Origin of the sequence: Mesorhizobium sp. CA15, from assembly GCF_020165215.1 — a bacterium.
In the GTDB taxonomy this organism is placed as follows: Bacteria; Pseudomonadota; Alphaproteobacteria; order Rhizobiales; family Rhizobiaceae; genus Mesorhizobium.
The window spans coordinates 83,331-100,896 of record NZ_JAIUHQ010000010.1 but is presented as its reverse complement, the minus strand read 5'-3'; the positions used below and the strand labels follow the sequence as shown (position 1 = coordinate 100,896).

Here is a 17,566-nt window from a genome sequence, read left to right as displayed (position 1 = left end):
GCTGCCTTGATATTCAAGAGCCATTGGGGTCGATTACAAAACCCGCCGTCGAACAACTGTCGCCGCCGCCAGCGCCGCGCAGATGGCGCCCAGCGTGACCGGCAGGCCGGCGGCGCCGATGACATCCATGACGCCGCCGGTGAGCGGCGGCACGACGATGCCGCCAAAACCCCACATCAGCGAGAAGGCGGCATTGCCGGCAACCAGCGCCGACCCGGTGAAGCGTTCGCCGAGCTCGATGATCGACATCGTGTAGATGCCGTAGGAAACGGCGCCCCAGATAAAGACGCAAACCCAGATCAGCGGCGTCTCGATCAGCGCCGGCAAAGCCACGCATCCAAGGACGGTCACCGCCACGCAGCCGAACCGCACCAGGCGCGCCGTCAATCTTTCGGCGAGCAGACCGAGCGGCACCTGCATGGCGATGTTGCCGGCGATCATCACGGAAAGCAGCGCCGACATGCGCGCCTCGGGAATGCCGTGATGCGTCCCGTAGACCGGCAGCAGCGCCAATATCGCCTGCTCGAACCCGGCTGCGACGATCACGGCCGACATAAGCAGCCAGGCCATCGGTATGAAGCCCAGCACCGAGACCTTGTTCTCGGCCTCGTCGACCTTCGGCAGCCGCTTCACCACCACGGCCAGGCAGCCGCCGCAGAAGAGGAAGGCAAGAATGCCGACAAGGAAAGGCGGCCAACCTTCCGTGCCGACGCCAAGCAGGCAGAGCGGCCCGGCCGCGAAGCCCGCCGAGATGATGGTTGAATAGATGCCCATGACGCGGCCGCGCCGCGCCGGCGGCGCCAGAGCGATCACCCAGATTTCACTCAAGACATAGAGCGGGTTGGTCACCACGCCGATCAGGAAGCGCAGCGGGAACCACAGATAGACATTTTGCGTCCAGCCGATCAGCGCCAGCACCAGCGCCGAAAGCGCTGCGCAGGTCAGCGCGGTCCGCCCTGCCCCGAACCGGCGCGCCAATCCCGGGATCAGCGGCGAGGACAGGATGAAGCCGACCGGCGTCATCGCCGCCGACAGCCCGATCATCGCCGGCGAAACGCCCTGGCGCTGCAGGATAAAGCTCAGCAGCGGATAGGAAAGCCCTTGCGCAATGGCGAAGACGGAAACCGTCGCGATCACGCCGGTGATCGCCGCCCACTGCACCGTCTCGTCGCTTTCCGAACCCGCCAGCGCCATCATTGCCGCTCCAATCTTCGGAGCCTTAGCCGCTACCGGCGACAGCCGTAAGGGCCAACGGCGGCTAAAGCGCATGCTCCAGCCAGTCCCTGTCAGGAGCGCTGGCGCTGCCAGGATCAGCACAAGGTAGCGGCACCCAGCAAGCATCGAGCCCGACGATGACGGCAGGCAGCCGAGCGGCCGATCGCCTGCGGCCGCCTCCCCTTCCGTCATGTCGCTTCCCTCGCCCTAGTGGTCGCCGCCTCCTCACCGGCTGCATTGCTGCCAGTCCATTATGCCGGCCAAATTCGCATCCTCACGAGGCTTCTCATGACTGCCGCCCTTCATCCCGCCGAGCCGGCACTGGCAACCGATCGCGCCCGCCGTGGCGGCCGCGCGGGAAAGCGCGCCGGCGGCTCGGCCGCCTTCGAGCAGCCCGCCTTCCGGCAGCTGAAGAACCCGCTGACGCCGACCAGGCTGGTGTCCGACGACGAGCTGGAATCGATCCACCTCGCCTCGCTGCGCGTGCTGAGGGAAATCGGCGTCGACGTTCTGCACGATGAAGCCCGCCGAATCATGAAGGCGCATGGCGCCGACGTGCGCGAAGGCTCGGAGCGCGTGCGCTTCGACAGCGACATGATCCTCGAGCTTGTCTCGCACTGCCCGTCGGAATTCACGCTGCATGCCCGCAACCCGGCGCATAATCTGCGCTTCGGCGGCAACAACGTCATCCTGTCGATGATGGCTTCGGCGCCGAACTGCTCCGACCTCGACCGCGGCCGCAGGCCCGGCAACCAGGCCGATTACCGCAACTTCCTGCGCCTGGCGCAGATGCACAACATCCTGCACTGCACCGGCGGCTATCCGGTCGAGCCGATCGACATCCATCCGTCGGTGCGGCACCTGGAATGCATTCGCGACCTCGCCATGCTGACCGACAAGGTCTTCCACATCTATTCACTCGGCAAGGAACGCAATGTCGACGGCATCGAGATCACCCGCATCGCGCGCGGCATTAGCCGCGAGCAGCTGATGCAGGAACCGTCGGTCTTCACCATCATCAACACCAATTCGCCGCTCAAGCTCGACGTGCCGATGATGGAAGGCATCATCCAGATGTCGAGCATGGGCCAGGCCGTGATCGTCACGCCCTTCACGCTGTCCGGTGCCATGGCGCCCGTCACCGTCGCCGGCGCGCTGGTGCAGCAGAACGCCGAGGCGCTCTCCGGCATCGCCTTCGCGCAGATGGTGAAAAAGGGCGCGCCGGTCGGCTATGGCGGCTTCACCTCCAATGTCGACATGAAGTCCGGCGCGCCGGCCTTCGGCACGCCCGAATATATGAAGGCGCAGCTCGTCGGCGGCCAGCTTGCCCGCCGCTATCAAATTCCCTACCGCACCTCCAACACCTGCGCCGCCAACACGGTCGACGCCCAGGCCGCCTATGAAAGCGTGTTCTCGCTATGGGGCGCGATCCAGGGCGGCGGCAATCTGATGATGCATGGCGCCGGGTGGCTGGAAGGCGGCCTGCGCTGCTCCTATGAAAAGACCATCCTCGACATCGACCTTTTGCAGATGGTGGCCGAATTCCTCACCCCGCTCGACCTCTCCGAGGATGCGCTCGGCTTCGAGGCCATCCAGTCGGTCGGTCCTGGCGGCCATTTCTTCGGCACCCAGCACACGCAGGAGCGCTACAAGACCGCCTTCTATTCGCCGATCGTGTCCGATTGGCGCAATTTCGAGACATGGGCCGAGGCGGGTTCGCCGACGGCGATGGAGCGGACCAACAAGGTCTGGAAGGAGCGCCTTGCCTCCTACGAGGAGCCTTATATGGATCCGGCCATCCGCGAGGAGCTCAACGATTTCGTCGAGAAACGCCGCGCCGAAGGCGGCGCGCCGACGGATTTCTGACCATCTGTGTTGAGGATGAATAGTCGACCCCCACTCCGTCGCGCTTCGCTCGCCACCTCTCCCCCGATCGACGGGGGAGAGGAAAGGCGCGCGGCGATTCCAGCTGGCTCCTTTCCTCTCCCTCCGGAGGGGGGAGAGGTGGCGCCGCGAAGCGGCGACGGAGTGGGGGAAGGCGCTGTTCAAACGCGAAGCCGTCGCAAACGAGGCACGACCAAGCGCGCAAGAAATCTCCGGCAAGCCGGCAATCAAGCGGAAGCTTTGCTTTGGCTTGAATTGAAGTCACGCAAGCTCGGCGGCTATCGCTTTACGCGCCAGTTTTCCATCGGACCGTTCTTCGCCGACTTCGCTTGCCGCGAGCGTTGGCTCGTCGTCGAGGTCGATGGATCCCAACACGCCGACAGCTCATATGACCGCCGCCGCGACCACTTCATGCAGGCTCAGGGCTACTCGATCCTGCGCTTCTGGAACCATGACGTCCTGAAACATCGTGCTTCCGTCTGTGAAACCATCCTCGCCGCGCTCGACGGCAGGCTGGCCGAAAACATCGCGGCATCCGATCTCCGCTTTGTTTTCACACCTCGATCCCTCGATTCAGTATTTTCAAACACGGATCTATCTGCATGAAATCCCACGTGAAAGCGGTTGTCATCGGCGGCGGCGTCGTCGGCTGCTCGGTGCTCTATCATCTCGCCAAGGCTGGCTGGACCGACATCATGCTGATCGAGCGCTCGGAGCTGACCTCCGGCTCGTCCTGGCATGCGGCGGGCGGCTTCCACACGCTGAACGGCGACCCGAACGTCGCCAAGCTGCAGGCCTATACGGTCCAGCTCTATAAAGAGATCGAGGAACTCTCCGGCCAGTCCTGCTCGCTGCATTTGACCGGCGGCGTCATGATGGCCGATACGCCTGAGCGTATGGACTTTCTGCGGCTGGCTCACGCCAAGGGCCGCTATCTCGGCATGGATACCGAGCTGATTACGCCCTCGGAAGCCAAGGCGATGTTCCCGCTGATGGATGAGACGAACTTCGTCGGCGCCATGTGGGATCCGGTCGAAGGTCATCTCGACCCTTCGGGCACCACCATCGCCTATTCCAAGGCGGCAAAAAAGCTCGGCGCCGAGATCGTGCTGCGCAACCGCGTCGTCGACCTCACTCAGCAGCCGGACGGCACCTGGAACGTCGTCACCGAGCAGGGCACGGTCCATGCCGAGCACGTCGTCAATTGCGGCGGCCTGTGGGCGCGCGAGATCGGCCGCATGGTCGGCGTCGAGCTGCCGGTTTTGGCCATGGAGCATATGTATCTTTTGACCGAGCCGATGCCGGAGGTCGAGGAGTTCAACAAGTCGACCGGCCGCGAGATGATCGGCGTGCTCGACTTCAAGGGCGAGATCTACACCCGCCAGGAGCGCAACGGCGTCCTGCTCGGCACCTACGAGAAGGCCTGCAAGCCGTGGTCGCCGGTCAACACGCCGTGGGATTTCGGCCATGAGCTCCTGCAGCCCGACATCGACCGCATCGCTCCGTCGCTGGAGATCGGCTTCAAGCATTTCCCCGGCATCGAGAAGGCCGGCATCAAGCAGATCATCAATGGCCCCTTCACCTTCGCGCTCGATGGCAATCCGCTGGTCGGCCCGGTGCAGGGCCTGACCAATTTCTGGTGCGCTTGCGCCGTCATGGCCGGGTTCAGCCAGGGCGGCGGCGTCGGCCTCGCGCTCTCCAACTGGATGGTGCATGGCGATCCGGGCTTCGACGTCTGGGGCATGGATGTCGCTCGCTTCGGCGAATGGGCGAGCCTGCGCTACACCAACGCCAAGGTGCGGGAAAACTATTCGCGCCGCTTCTCGATCCGCTTCCCGAACGAAGAACTGCCCGCCGCCCGTCCGGCGCAGACGACGCCACTCTACGACACCATGCTCGCCAACAACGCCGTCATGGGCGATTCGTGGGGCCTGGAAACGCCGCTCTGGTTCGCGCCGAAGGGCACGGAGCCGAAGGACATCGTCTCCTTCCACCGCTCCAACGATTTCGGCCCGATCGGCGAGGAAGTGCGCGCCACGCGCGACAGGGTCGGCGTCACCGAGATCGCCAACTTCGCCAAATACGAGGTGTCCGGTCCGGGCGCGGAAGATTTCCTCAACCGGCTGATGACCAACCGCATGCCGAAGGTCGGCCGTATCGTGCTGACCCCGATGGTCAACGAATTCGGCAAGCTGATCGGCGACTTCACCATCGCCAAGGCCGGCCCAAGAAATGGAGAAGAGCGCTTCATGATCTGGGGCTCGTCCGCAGCGCAGAAATATCACATGCGCTGGTTCGAGAAGCACCTGCCGAAGGATGGCTCGGTGCGCATCCACCGCTTCGACCAGACGCTGGTCGGTCTCTCGATCGCCGGGCCGAAATCGCGCGACCTGCTGCAGAAGCTCGTCGATGTCGACGTCTCGACAAAGGCCTTCCGCTTCATGGACTTCCGCGAGATGGCGGTTGGCGGCGCGCCCTGCATGGTCAACCGCATCACCTACACCGGCGATCTCGGCTACGAGATCTGGATGGCGCCCGCCTATCAACGCCTCGTCTACAAGGCGATCAAGGAAGCCGGCGCGGAATTCGGCATCGTCGATTTCGGCATGCGTGCGCTGCTCTCCATGCGCCTGGAAAAGAATTTTCCGACCTGGTTCCGTGAATTGCGTCCGATCTACGGACCGTTCGAAGGCTCGATGGACCGCTTCATCAAGCTGGAGAAGAACGACTTCATCGGCCGCGAGGCGTCCGCCCGGGAGCATGCCGAAGGGCCGAAGCTGCGCCGGGTCTCCTTCATCGTCGACGCTGCCGATGCCGACGTGATGGGCGACGAGCCGATCTGGGCCAAGGTCGGCAAGGATTACGGCACAGTCGAGAAGCCGCATGGCTACGGCGCGCCGCGCTTCGACACGTCAGGCAAGGAAGTGCGCGGCTCGAAGGCCGCCGAAGGCGCTTCGGCCGTGCGCGGCATCGTCGATGGCGACTGGCGCGTCGTTGGTTGGGTGACCTCGGGCGGCTATGCGCATTACGTGCAGAAGTCGATGGCGCAGGGCTATGTGCCGGCCGCTCTTGCCGAGGACGAAAGCGCCGGCCTGTTCGAGATCGAGATTCTCGGCCACCGCCGCCCGGCCCGCATCAATGTCGAACCGCCTTTCGACCCGAGCGGCGAGAAGATGCGAACCTGAAACCCGAATTGTTGGATTGCGTCGGTAGCTATGGCATGGTCCGAGCCCACTACCGGCGCATCAGCATGAGAAGATCGTCCCTTTGCGGCAACTAGAGAAATGGACCGATTGGCTCTGCGATGAACGGGTCGGCCCATTCAGCGCGGCGGTTGCGTCGGTCCTCCTCTACTGCCTGACCCAGATCGTCATGATGGCCCTGCTGTCCCATGTTGCGGGCACGGGCGTCGGTGTCGACGATGCAGAGCAATTGACGGAAATGCGATTCCTGGCCGCCGGCTACGGCAGCTCGCAGCCGCCTCTATACACCTGGCTGGCGACGCTTGCGGCCTCGCTGGTCGGAACCAGCGTCCTTGCCCTCAAGATCGTCAAATACGGCCTGCTGGCCGCGGGGCTGGTCGCCTATTTCACCGCCATACGCCGCCTCGGCTACTCGAACCGTGCCGCGGCGGCCGGCATGTTCGGATTGCTGCTGTTTCCTCAGATCTTCTGGGAGATGCAGCACGCCCTCACCCACTCGGTCGCCATATTCTGTTTCACCTCGGTGCTGCTTCTGGCGCTGGTCGAGGTGGAGAGGCGGCGATCGGCCGTTGCCTATGCGTTTTTCGGCCTGGCGACGGCGGCCGCGATGCTGTCGAAATACAACATCGTCATCTTCCTTGCCGCCCTGTTCCTGGCATCTCTCTCGGTTCGCGAAACGCGTGAGGCGATCTTCGACCGCCGTTTCGCAATCAGCGTGGCGGTGGCGGTCCTTGCCTGCCTGCCGACGCTTTATTGGAGCCTGACACATCTGGAAGACCTGCTCGCGCACCAAGGGGGCCTGGGCGTCGCCGAAGGCGGCAGCGTTGCGAAAACGGCGCTTCTCGGCATCCGCAGACTGGTCAACGCGATCGTCAATTTCGCTGGATTGCCGGTCGTGATTTTTGCCGTCGCCTACGTCCTGGCGACAAGAAAACGGACGGATCCGCCTCAGCCGGTACGGTGGCCGGAAAAGCTGTTGTGGCGGGCGATCGTCCTTGGTTTTGTGGTCATGGTCACAGTCGTGTTGGCGGCCGGCATCACCCAGTTTCGCGACCGCTGGATGCTACCGATCTTCATCCTCTTGCCCGCGGCGCTCGCCATGCGCTTCGACGCCATGGGCCAGAAAGGCCGAAAGACGCAAGCCACCATTGTCTTCGTCGGCGCTCTCCTTGCCATATTGGTGCTGCCGCTGAGCTGGTACATGCATCTGCACGGCGGCGACAGCCGCGGCAGCATCGTGCGCATGGATTACCGCTCGCTTTACGACCAGATCAACGCCGACGGACCGGTCAAGACCGTGGTCTCGAGCTGGTTCTGGGTCGGCAATCTGCGCCTGGTCGATGCCGATCTCATCGCGCTCGATGACGAGACGCCGGACTTCGCCAGGTCGATCCGCGAGCCGGCGGTGCTCGTGCTTACCGATGACAGGGAATCGTCCTCGGAGGTTTTCGAAGAGTTGGCGAAGGTCGGCTACGTGATGGACACCATCCACCGCACGATTGAAGTGCCGCAGGCACTCGGCTTTCCGCCCCGCAAGGTCACGATTACCAGACTGCACAAGAAGCCCGCGCAGTAAGCTTCAGGTGGGACGAATGGACAAGCTAGGCTTCGGCCGCCATCGCAAGATCATGCCCTTCGAGCCAAGCTCGGTCGAAGCGCTGCGCGAGGCCTCGCGTGAAAAGGCGGCCTCGCTCAACCAGCATCTGCTGGGCTATGGCGCGACCGCCGAAGCCGAGTGGGCGACGGCGGGCGTCGCCGCGCCGGACTTGGCCGAAATGCGCAGATACCGGCTGGACCGCATCCGCGCCGAGCTGAAACGCCGCGACTATGCCGGCGCCCTGCTCTACGACCCGGTCAACATCCGCTACGCGACGGACTCGACCAACATGCAGCTCTGGGTCGCGCACAATTCGACACGCCACTGTTTCGTCGCCGCGGAAGGGCCGGTAGTGCTGTTCGACTATTTCTCCTGCGAGCACCTGTCCGACCATTCGGGCGTCGTCGACGAGGTGCGCCCTGCGGTATCGTGGATATATCTCTACAGCGGCGAGCTCACCGAGCAGAAAGTCCGGCGCTGGGGTGCCGGTATCGCCGAGCTCGTTGCCGAGCATGGCGGCGGCAACCGCCGCATTGCCGTCGACCGCATCAACCCGGAAGGCGTTGAGGAACTCGCCCGCCGCGGCATCGCGATAGGCAATGGCGAGGCGGTGATGGAGAATGCGCGCCTCATCAAATCGCCGGACGAGATCCTCGCCATGCGCCGCGCCATCGTCGCCTGCGAGGCCGCGATTGGCGAGATGGAGACAGTGCTGAAGCCCGGCATCTCCGAAAACGAGCTCTGGGCGGAACTGCATCGCGGCAACATCGCGCGCGGCGGCGAATGGATCGAAACGCGTCTTTTGTCATCGGGACCGCGCACCAATCCCTGGTTCCAGGAATGCTCCTCGCGCGTCATCGAGAATGGTGACCTCGTCGCCTTCGACACGGACCTGATCGGACCCTACGGGTTCTGCGCCGATCTTTCGCGCACATGGCTTTGCGGCGACGGAAAGCCGTCGAACGAGCAGCACGACCTCTTCCGCATCGCCGCCGGTCAGATCGCTCATAACACCGAACTGATGCGGCCGGGCATCTCCTTTCGCGATCTCGTCGAACGCTCGGCGGTGCCGCCGGACGACTGTTATCCGACGCGCTACGGCGTGCTCTATCACGGGGTCGGCTTGGCGGACGAATATCCGACGCTGCCGCATGCCGGCGACTGGACCGACGACACGCCGGACGGCGTGCTCGAACCCGGCATGGTGCTTTGCGTCGAAAGCTATATCGGCAGGCTTGGCGGGCGCGAAGGCGTCAAAATCGAGGAGCAGATCCTGATCACCGAAACCGGCAACGAGAAGCTTTCAGCCTACAAGCTGGACGAGCGGCTGCTCTGATCCGCTTTCGACAGCCGCGACGGCGTCGCGCATCGCGGCAACGATTTTTTCCGGCGTCGTTCGGGCGGTGATATAGGGCAGGCCCTTGCGCCGCGCCGTCCAGCCGACCACCTTCACGCCTCTCGCCGCCGGCTCGAAACGTTGCGCCAGCGCCCAGCTTTCGCAGTCGATGGCCGCGACCTCGGCCCTGCCTTCCGCGACGGCCACAATCGACGACCGGTGGCCGCCGCTTTCGCCGCGCGAGGCGAAGATGTCCAGGCTTTCGCCCATCGCCTCCAGGTCGCGCTGCAGGCCGATCAGCCCGGACATCGAATCCGGATTGTTGAAGGTGAAGCGCCTGCCGCGGAGAAGGTCGATCGGGATGAGGGCCTTGCCGTCCGCGGGCGAGGCAATCCCCGGTCCGCCATCCGCCGGCATCACCAGCGCGCTGGAATAGAGCTCTCCCTGCCCGCCCTCGAACGCATCGTAGCTCGGCTGCGCAACCACCTGCACATGCCGCGCAAGACCGAGTTCCATCGGCCCCCAGCAGGTTTGCCCGAAGAGCAGCGCCGGGCTCAGCCAGAGCTGGTGAAAGTCCAATTCTTCCGGGGGCAGCGTCGCCGGGTCGGGTGCGATCGGCTTGCCGGCGCCGTCGAGTATGCCGCCGGGAACTCCTGGCAGCTCGCGATTGCTGCGCACGACCGCCTCCGGCGCATCGATGCCCCTTTGCCGGAAAGCATCGCGGAGCCGCGCCCATTGCGCGTCGACTTGGCCACGCGCTTCGGACCAGTCATACATAGGCAGGGCCGCAACGAACTTGCTCATGTCGAATAGCTTTCAAAGGCAAGCGGCCTTCGGCGCCTGTGTTCCGCCGCGCAAAAAGCGTCGCGGAAAGTCGAAATTACTCCTTCGGCGGCTCGGCGGGAACCGGCGCCGTGCCAAGTCCGCTGACATTGCGCGCCCTGACGCGCGGCTTGAAGGCGCGGCCCGGTTCCGGCGTGCGCCGCAGCACCGGATGAACGATCGGCTCCTTGGCCCTGAACGCATGGGCCTTCAGCATCGCAAAATAGTTCGGATAGGCATAACCGTTGTTCATCCGCAGCCATTCCTCGCGGCGCTCGCGAAAGAGCTTCGGCAGCCGGTACCAGGCAATGGTCGGGCTCTTGTGATGAACGAAATGCAGATTGTTGTTCAGGAACAGGAAGGAGAGCGGCGAGCGCTCGACGATCACCGTTCGCCCCTCCGGATGCTCCGACCACTGGTGCTCGGCATAGGTGCGGATCGAGATCAGCGACTGGCCGAGCCACACCGGCACCAGGATATAGAGCCACAGCGGGATGCCAAAGCCGAACGTGACGATCGGCGCCACAATCGCGAGGCCGACGGCATGCAGCAGCCAGGCCTTGCGGATCGCTTTGTCGCCGGCAAGGATCTGCTTGGCATCGTCGATGAAGAAACCGACCGAGGACAACCACGGACCGAGGACGAGGCGGCCAACCATGGTGTTGTTGATCTTGAGCAGAAGCTTCATTGTCGGCGGCAGGCCCTCATGCATCCAGAGCGCCTGATAGTAGCTCTCCGGATCGTCGAGCGGATCGGTCAGGCGCTCGTCTGCATGATGGCGAAGGTGGATGGTCTTGAAGCGGCGGAACGGCCAGACCATGCCGATGGGCAGGAAGACGAAGGCTTCATTGATCCTGGCGTTGCGGGTCGGATGACCGTGCAGCACTTCGTGCATGATCGACGATTGCAGAGCCAGGATAAAGGGCAGGACGGCAAGCGCCAGAAGCGGATGGGATGGCCAGACAAGGAAACCGGTGGCGAGCCATGCGCCGTAGCAGAAGACTGTGAGGGAGACTGTCGGCCATTCGACAGCCGGTGTGCTGCTAGGTCTCTTTTTCGTGCCGGTATTCACGCTTGCCATGCTCTCGACCACTGCCCCCCAGTCGCCGGAACCAACTCGATTCCTGACAACATTGTGTCAGTAGCCTGCCGTTACATCAACGCGACAATGCGCACAACCCGTTGCGAATGCGCATTTTTGGCGGCATATGTTATACATTGTAAACAGACATCGGGATTCATTTCCGCCTGAGCCACGTTCAAAACGGCTCCGGCGCAAATTTTTCCTCTCCGACACGGAAGCAGCGTGATGGACAAGCGCGATCTGTCGATGACCTTTCGGGAGCGCCTGAAATTGCTCTTGACACGGTCCGACCTGAACCAGTCGGCCTTCGCGACGGCGGTCGGCATCGACCGTTCGGCGCTGTCGCAGCTCCTCTCCGGCGCCTCGACCCGCCTGCCCCGCGCCGAGACCCTCCTCAACATAGCCGCCGAGTTCAAGGTATCGCTCGACTGGCTGCTGGGCCTGAGCCAGGACGAAGGTGTCACCGGCGAAATCAGAGAAAGCCTGGAGATCGAAGAGGCGCCCGACGGCTTCGACCGCACGCTTTTGGCCAAATGGCATGCCGAGGCGGCCGGCACCAAGATCCGCTATGTGCCCGCGGGCATTCCCGACCTTCTGCGGACCGAGGCACTGGTGGAATATGAGGCCGGCATTGCCAACAAGAGCCGTGAGGCGCAGGCAGGCGAAACGCAATATCGCATCGACTACAACCGTCGGCCGGAGACCGACATGGAAGTCTGCATGCCGCGCCACACGCTGGAGATCTTCGCGCGCGGCCTCGGTGTCTGGGATCGTTTCCCCGAGGCCGAACGGCGCAAGCAATTGCTGCACATGGCGGCGCTGCTTGACGACCTTTATCCGACCTTTCGCCTGTTCCTCTATGACGGCCGCATTCGCTATTCGATCCCCTATACGATCTTTGGCCCCTATCGCGCCGCGATCTATGTCGGCGACATGTATCTCGTGTTGAGCGCCACTCAGCCGATCCGCACGCTCACCAGCCATTTCGACAACCTGATCCGGGCCGCCGACATCAACGCGCACGAGGCCGCGAGCTTTGCGCAAAAGCTGGCCGCAATGTCCTTCCCATCAGGCTCTGCCTGATCGCGCGCATTGATATCGTCTTCGCCGCCCGTCATCGTTCCAGGGAAAACCCCATGGCCTTTCGCGGCCGCAAATTCGTTGACTGGACATAAAGACTTCTTTATATCGTTATTTGAATTTGAACGCGAAAGCCATTCCAGGCAGGAAATTCAGGGCCATGACCGCGACCAACCCGATTGACGCACTGCTTGCCGAAAAAGGCGTGCTTTTGGCCGATGGCGCCACCGGCACCAATCTGTTCGCGATGGGTCTTGAGGCCGGGGAAGCGCCTGAGCTGCTCAATGAGACGGCGCCCGAGACCATCGCCAGCCTGCATCAGAACTTTGTCGACGCCGGCGCCGATATCATTCTCACCAACTCCTTCGGCGGCACTCGCCACAGGCTGAAGCTGCATCACGCGCAGGATCGCGTCCACGAGTTGAACAAGCGCGCCGCCGAGATTGCCCGCTCCGTCGCCGACAAGGCCGGCCGCAAGGTGATCGTCGCCGGCTCCGTCGGCCCGACCGGCGAATTGCTGGTGCCGCTTGGCGCCATGACCTATGACGAGGCGGTCGAGGCCTTCGCCGAACAGATCGAGGGCTTGAAGGCCGGCGGCGCCGAAGTCGCCTGGATCGAGACCATGTCGGCGCCGGACGAGATCCGCGCCGCGGCTGAGGCCGCCATCCGGGTCGGCCTGCCCTATACCTACACCGGTTCCTTCGACACGGCCGGCCGCACCATGATGGGCCTGCTGCCGAAGGATATCCACGCCGTCGCCGATGGCCTGTCGCAGGCCCCTCTCGGCGTCGGCGCCAATTGCGGCGTCGGCGCTTCCGATATCCTGGCTTCGCTGCTCGACATGACCGATGCGAAGCCGGACGCGACCGTGATCGTCAAGGGCAATTGCGGCATTCCGGAGTTCCGCGGCGCAGAGATCCATTATTCCGGCACGCCGGAGCTGATGTCCGATTATGTGCGGCTGGCGGTCGATGCCGGCGCCAAGATTGTCGGCGGCTGCTGCGGCACCTCGTTCGCGCACCTTGCTGCCATGCGCAAGGCGCTGGACGCGCACACCAAGTCGACCCGCCCGACCGTCGAGACGATCGTCGAGCGCATCGGCCCGATGCGCAACAAGGCGGCGACGGCAAACACCGCCGAGACCAGCGAAGCCCGCCGCGAGCGCCGGCGCAGCCGCGCCTGATACGTTTTCTACTTGCTGTTTTCAGCGTAGCGCGACAGCGCGGTATTGAGATCGGTGCCGGCACTGCCCTGGTTGTCGGCGCCCATCGTCATCAGGGCGCCCGATGCGCCGGGGTCGCTGATCTGCTCAAGCATCGAGCGAAAACGGTCGTTGTTGAGGGCCGAAAGCGCTGTGTTGCGCGCCGCGTCGACATCGTTCCTGATTCGCGCGGCTTCCGCTGAAGCAGCGGACGGTCCGCGCACCGGGGCATTGGCCGCCGTCGAGTTCACGTTCCCCATTGTCGTGATATGCACTGCTGATCCCTCAAACCCTTGTCAGCACCGACTAACAGAAGCTCGTTGCGGCGAGGTTCCGGAAAACCCGTGCAATTTAACGATCGAAAAAAGGCCGGCAGGATCTGTCCCGCCGGCCTTTCCTTCAGTCCGCAATGGCCTACTTGTTGCCGTCCAGCGATGAGGCCAGCCGCACCAGCGACAGGAACTCCGCCCGATAGCCGAATGGATCGGCGCCGCGCGCGGCATTGGCGATCTCTGCGATGCGGTCATAGCTGAAATTCGCGGTCTGATCCTCGTCGCGCAGCTTCTGCCCGAAGGCCGCGACGGCAACCGAAAAACGTTGGTCGGCGCCGGCCGCATCGAAGGACGAGACCTCATTGGCGGCGGTCACCGGCGTGGTGATGAGCTTCGAGACGTTCTCGTCCGGCAGCTTGTAGCGGATCTTGACGAAGGCATATTCGCCGGCATTGGCGACGCCGCCATTGTCGACCTTGGCCTGGCCGTAGCGCAGCGGATCGACCTGCTCGCCACCGCTGCCTTTAGGCGTGATCTCATAGACCGCGGTCACCGAATGGCCCGAGCCGATATCGCCGGCATCGACGCGGTCATTGTTGAAATCCTCGCGCTTCAGCGCGCGGGTCTCATAACCGACGAGACGGTATTCGGAGACCGTGGCTGGGTTGAACTCGACCTGAATCTTGACGTCTTTGGCGATGGTGAACAGCGTCGAGGAGGCATCCTCGACCAGCACCTTCTCGGCTTCGGCCAGCGTGTCGATATAGGCCGCCGTGCCATTGCCGTTCTGCGCGATGGTCTGCATCATCTGGTCGTTCAGATTGCCGCGGCCGAAGCCGAACACCGAGAGGAACACGCCCGTCTTGCGCTCCTTCTCGATCAGCCGCTTGAGGTCGTCGTCATCGGTCTGGCCGACATTGAAGTCGCCGTCGGTGGCAAGCATCACACGGTTGACGCCGTCCTTGACGAAGGATTGCTGCGCAAGCTTGTAGGCCTCGCGGATGCCTTCTTCGCCGGCCGTCGAGCCGCCGGGCGCCAGATTGTTGATTGCCGCAAGGATCTTCTGCTTTTCCGCCCCCTTGGTCGGCATCAGCACCGTGCCGGCATTGCCGGCATAGGTGACGATCGAGACGGTGTCGTCTGGCTTCAGCTTGCTCACCAACAAGCGGAAGGCGGATTTCAGCAGCGGCAGCTTGTCGGGCTCGTCCATCGAGCCCGAGACGTCGATCAGGAAGACCAGATTGGCCCTCGGCTGCTCAGCCGGCTTAACGTCGAAACCCTTGATCGCGACATGCATGAGCTTGGTGTGCTCGTTCCACGGCGTCGGCATGACGGTGACGGTCGAGTTGAACGGCGTCTTGGTCGAATCCGGTCCCTTCCAGTCATAGGGGAAGTAGTTGATCATCTCCTCGACGCGGACCGTGTCCGGTTCGGGCAGACTGCCTTCCTTCAGCGAGCGCCGCACGAAAGAATAGGAGGCGGTATCGACGTCGATCGAGAAAGTCGAGACCGGATCCTGGGCTGTTTCATGCACCGGATTGGTTTTGAAATTCTCGACGCGATCGCGGTTTTCCTCCTGCGGCTGCAGTTGGTCGACCGGCATGGGCGCGGGCTGCACCATCAGCTTGGAATCGGCGACGGCGGGCGGAGACGCCGGAACGGCGGCCGCGCCGCCTGCCGGCGCCTTGTCGGCCCGCTCAGCCTCATCGACGCTAGGCGGTGTCATCGACATGATCACTCTGTTTGACGACCCGTCCTTGCCGCCGGCCGCGAGTTGGCCGCTCTCCGCCGGCGCAGGCTGCAGGGCGCGCTTGCTCTCCGGCGCAGCCTCCTGCTTGAGCAGGCCGTCGACCTCTGTCGCCGGCTTCGGCGCCGCCACTTGTGAATTGGCCCGAGTCTCGGCGTCGGCGTCTGTCTTCTTCTCCTTGGCCGGCGCCGCTGCCAGCGGCTCGTTAATCGCGGGCTGTTCCAGCGCAGGCTTCTGCGCCGCTGGCTTGTCGGCCAAGGTCTCGGTGACCGTGCCGTTGCCGCCGACGACGGGCGGGTGGTCCTTCAGCATCTCGAAAGCGGCATAGCCGGCGATAGGCAGCGCGACCAGCGCGGTGATGGCCGGCGTGGCGATGAGTTTCCGTTGCATGATGTCTCTCCAGAGCATTCTTGCTCGCTCCGTGAGACGAAGGCCTGCGAACGTTCCTTGGCGAACAGGCGAGATTTTTTTGTCGAGGTCGAAAGCCTGCATCGCGGCGGCGAACGCGCGCGCCTTCGCCTCGCCGTCCGGCGCCGGTACCGCGATATCGCGCAGCCTTTCGAGTTCGTTGTCGTCGACCATGGTCACACTTCCCCGGCTGAGCGCATCAGCAGCTTCAGCCGTTTCTTCGCTTCATGGATGTGCCAGGACACCGTCGTCTCCGAGATCGCCATGATCTCGCCCGCCGCCGCGTGGTTGAGACCTTCGCCATAGACCAGCAGCACCGCGTCGCGTTGCTTGTCGGGCAGCATCCGCACCGCCGCCCACAGCGCCTCGGCCGGATCGTCGATCTCCGCCGACGCGTCGCCCGCGATCAGCGCATAGGCGCCGTAGGCATCGGTCTTGGCGTTGTCGCGGGCGCGCTTGCGCATCATGTCGCGCGAAGCGTTCAGCGTCATGGCATAGAGCCATGTCGTGAAGGCGCCGCTGCCCTGATAATCGCGGATCGCGCGGCCGAGCCGCACGCAGACGTCCTGGGCGATGTCCTCGGCGTCGGCTTTGCGGCCGCACCAGCGAAAGGCGGCGCGATAGACGAAGCCGTAATGCCTTTCGAGCAATCTGCCGAAAGCACCCCTGTCTCCGCCCCTCGCCCGCCCGATCAGTTCGGCATCGGAGGCTTCGCCGTCGTCCAGCATCATCGCCATCATTTGCCTGTTGGACGAAGGCTAATGGCCAATCCTTGGGGCGATGGAAAGATTTTTTTGCGGAGGCGCATTTCCTTCTGCCCGTTCACGGGGAGAAGGTGCCCGAAGGGCGGATGAGGGGCAGCGCGAACATTCGAAGGCTCGCGCTGCACGACGCCCCCTCCGCGATCTGCGAAAGAAGGCTAACCCAGCGTCTCTTTGAAAAACGTCGTCAGCCGCTTCCAATGCCTCTCAGCGCCCGCCTCGTCATAGACGCTGTGGTCCTTGACGCACCAGCCGTGGTCGACGCCGACATAGTTTTCGATGACGTGGTCAACCTCTGCCACCCTGAGCGCCTCTGCCAGCCGCGCCGACTGCTCCGGCGGGAAGCTGCGGTCGACGCCGGCGACGCCGACATAGACGCGCGCCTTGATCGAGGCCGCCCTGCGGTGCGGGCTGTCGGCCGCGTCGCTGGCGAGATTGCCGCCATGGAAGCTCGCCGCGGCAACGATCCGGTCCGGATAGCTCGCCGCCGCGTTTAGCGCCCGCGCGCCGCCCATGCAGTAGCCGACGACGCCAGTCGGTCCGGCGATCCCCTCGGCGGCCAGAGCATCGAGGAACGCGCTGCCGTCGCGGATGGTCATGCCCTGCGTCGTGCCGCCGCTCAGCATCAACAGCAGGGCCTTGGTCTTTTCCTCGGCAAAGGCGGTTTTGGGATCGAACGGACCATAGGGCGCATAGCGGTAGAAGAGATCGGGCACCAGCACGGCATAGCCATGCTCCGCGAGGCGCTCGGCCATCTGGTCGAGCGCCGGGCGCGGGCCGAAAATATCCATATAGAGGATGACGCCAGCCTTGGCCGGCGCGGCTGGACGAAACAGCCGTGCCTTCGCCGTGCCGTCCAGGGTCTTGATCTTGATGTCCTGCCTCGTCATTGCGCGCTCCGCCGGTTGCCAGGCGATAGATATCCGCACCGCCCGGCAGGGCAAGCCGCAACCTCT

General features: G+C 63.9%; 14 protein-coding genes. 7 read left to right on the top strand and 7 right to left on the bottom strand.

From position 1 onward, the window contains the following. Nucleotides 1-33: 33 nt before the first annotated feature. Nucleotides 34-1,194, bottom strand: a complete 1,161-nt coding sequence (locus LB515_RS17570) for an MFS transporter (RefSeq protein WP_224708502.1) — start codon at nt 1,192-1,194, stop codon at nt 34-36. A 309-nt stretch (nt 1,195-1,503) separates the two neighbouring features. On the opposite strand from LB515_RS17570, the gene LB515_RS17565 reads away from it, so the two are divergent. The 5 genes from LB515_RS17565 to LB515_RS17545 all read left to right on the top strand — a co-directional run bounded on the left by LB515_RS17565 (nt 1,504) and on the right by LB515_RS17545 (nt 9,235). Then, complete coding sequence (locus tag LB515_RS17565; RefSeq protein WP_224708450.1) at nt 1,504-3,081, top strand: trimethylamine methyltransferase family protein; 1,578 nt, start codon at nt 1,504-1,506, stop codon at nt 3,079-3,081. Between the two features lie 138 nt (nt 3,082-3,219). Next, complete coding sequence (locus LB515_RS17560; protein WP_224708449.1) at nt 3,220-3,705, top strand: endonuclease domain-containing protein; 486 nt, start codon at nt 3,220-3,222, stop codon at nt 3,703-3,705. Next, nucleotides 3,702-6,284, top strand: coding sequence for an FAD-dependent oxidoreductase (locus tag LB515_RS17555; protein ID WP_224708448.1), 2,583 nt, complete (start codon nt 3,702-3,704; stop codon nt 6,282-6,284). The genes LB515_RS17560 and LB515_RS17555 overlap by 4 nt, the downstream gene beginning before the upstream one ends. Before the next feature lie 190 nt (nt 6,285-6,474). Further along, nucleotides 6,475-7,878: an ArnT family glycosyltransferase gene (locus tag LB515_RS17550; protein WP_181174729.1), complete on the top strand. Its 1,404-nt coding sequence runs from the start codon at nt 6,475-6,477 to the stop codon at nt 7,876-7,878. Nucleotides 7,879-7,894: 16 nt separating this feature from the next. After that, nucleotides 7,895-9,235: a M24 family metallopeptidase gene (locus LB515_RS17545; RefSeq protein ID WP_140840083.1), complete on the top strand. Its 1,341-nt coding sequence runs from the start codon at nt 7,895-7,897 to the stop codon at nt 9,233-9,235. Here LB515_RS17545 and LB515_RS17540 read toward each other — a convergent pair. Continuing rightward, complete coding sequence (locus tag LB515_RS17540; protein ID WP_140840081.1) at nt 9,203-10,039, bottom strand: phosphate/phosphite/phosphonate ABC transporter substrate-binding protein; 837 nt, start codon at nt 10,037-10,039, stop codon at nt 9,203-9,205. The genes LB515_RS17545 and LB515_RS17540 overlap by 33 nt on opposite strands. A gap of 76 nt (nt 10,040-10,115) precedes the next feature. Continuing rightward, nucleotides 10,116-11,138 (bottom strand): fatty acid desaturase, encoded by a 1,023-nt coding sequence (locus LB515_RS17535; RefSeq protein WP_140840079.1) that lies wholly within the window; start codon nt 11,136-11,138, stop codon nt 10,116-10,118. Nucleotides 11,139-11,366: 228 nt separating this feature from the next. On the opposite strand from LB515_RS17535, the gene LB515_RS17530 reads away from it, so the two are divergent. Then, nucleotides 11,367-12,224 (top strand): helix-turn-helix domain-containing protein, encoded by an 858-nt coding sequence (locus LB515_RS17530; RefSeq protein WP_140840077.1) that lies wholly within the window; start codon nt 11,367-11,369, stop codon nt 12,222-12,224. A 157-nt stretch (nt 12,225-12,381) separates the two neighbouring features. Then, the gene (bmt, locus tag LB515_RS17525) at nt 12,382-13,404 is read left to right on the top strand and encodes a betaine--homocysteine S-methyltransferase (protein WP_140840075.1); all 1,023 of its coding nucleotides are present in this window, start codon (nt 12,382-12,384) and stop codon (nt 13,402-13,404) included. A gap of 8 nt (nt 13,405-13,412) precedes the next feature. Here bmt and LB515_RS17520 read toward each other — a convergent pair whose 3' ends face one another. The 4 genes from LB515_RS17520 to LB515_RS17505 all read right to left on the bottom strand — a co-directional run bounded on the left by LB515_RS17520 (nt 13,413) and on the right by LB515_RS17505 (nt 17,500). Then, the gene (locus LB515_RS17520; protein ID WP_224522689.1) at nt 13,413-13,697 is read right to left on the bottom strand and encodes a hypothetical protein; all 285 of its coding nucleotides are present in this window, start codon (nt 13,695-13,697) and stop codon (nt 13,413-13,415) included. A gap of 139 nt (nt 13,698-13,836) precedes the next feature. Next, entirely contained in the window at nt 13,837-16,023 is a 2,187-nt protein-coding gene (locus LB515_RS17515) for a vWA domain-containing protein (protein ID WP_224708447.1), read from the bottom strand. A 2-nt stretch (nt 16,024-16,025) separates the two neighbouring features. Next, nucleotides 16,026-16,586 (bottom strand): RNA polymerase sigma factor, encoded by a 561-nt coding sequence (locus LB515_RS17510; RefSeq protein WP_224708446.1) that lies wholly within the window; start codon nt 16,584-16,586, stop codon nt 16,026-16,028. 182 nt (nt 16,587-16,768) lie between these two features. Next, complete coding sequence (locus LB515_RS17505; RefSeq protein WP_224708445.1) at nt 16,769-17,500, bottom strand: dienelactone hydrolase family protein; 732 nt, start codon at nt 17,498-17,500, stop codon at nt 16,769-16,771. Nucleotides 17,501-17,566 lie beyond the last annotated feature (66 nt).

Bases quoted from the DNA above. Each gene is read 5' to 3' on its own strand.
- LB515_RS17570 (WP_224708502.1), bottom strand. From the start codon at position 1,194: ATGGCGCTGGCGGGTTCGGAAAGCGACGAGACGGTGCAGTGGGCGGCG.
- LB515_RS17535 (WP_140840079.1), bottom strand. From the start codon at position 11,138: ATGGCAAGCGTGAATACCGGCACGAAAAAGAGACCTAGCAGCACACCG.
- bmt (WP_140840075.1), top strand. From the start codon at position 12,382: ATGACCGCGACCAACCCGATTGACGCACTGCTTGCCGAAAAAGGCGTG.
- LB515_RS17555 (WP_224708448.1), top strand. From the start codon at position 3,702: ATGAAATCCCACGTGAAAGCGGTTGTCATCGGCGGCGGCGTCGTCGGC.
- LB515_RS17565 (WP_224708450.1), top strand. From the start codon at position 1,504: ATGACTGCCGCCCTTCATCCCGCCGAGCCGGCACTGGCAACCGATCGC.
- LB515_RS17510 (WP_224708446.1), bottom strand. From the start codon at position 16,586: ATGGCGATGATGCTGGACGACGGCGAAGCCTCCGATGCCGAACTGATC.
- LB515_RS17515 (WP_224708447.1), bottom strand. From the start codon at position 16,023: ATGGTCGACGACAACGAACTCGAAAGGCTGCGCGATATCGCGGTACCG.
- LB515_RS17550 (WP_181174729.1), top strand. From the start codon at position 6,475: ATGGCCCTGCTGTCCCATGTTGCGGGCACGGGCGTCGGTGTCGACGAT.
- LB515_RS17545 (WP_140840083.1), top strand. From the start codon at position 7,895: ATGGACAAGCTAGGCTTCGGCCGCCATCGCAAGATCATGCCCTTCGAG.
- LB515_RS17530 (WP_140840077.1), top strand. From the start codon at position 11,367: ATGGACAAGCGCGATCTGTCGATGACCTTTCGGGAGCGCCTGAAATTG.
- LB515_RS17505 (WP_224708445.1), bottom strand. From the start codon at position 17,500: ATGACGAGGCAGGACATCAAGATCAAGACCCTGGACGGCACGGCGAAG.
- LB515_RS17540 (WP_140840081.1), bottom strand. From the start codon at position 10,039: ATGAGCAAGTTCGTTGCGGCCCTGCCTATGTATGACTGGTCCGAAGCG.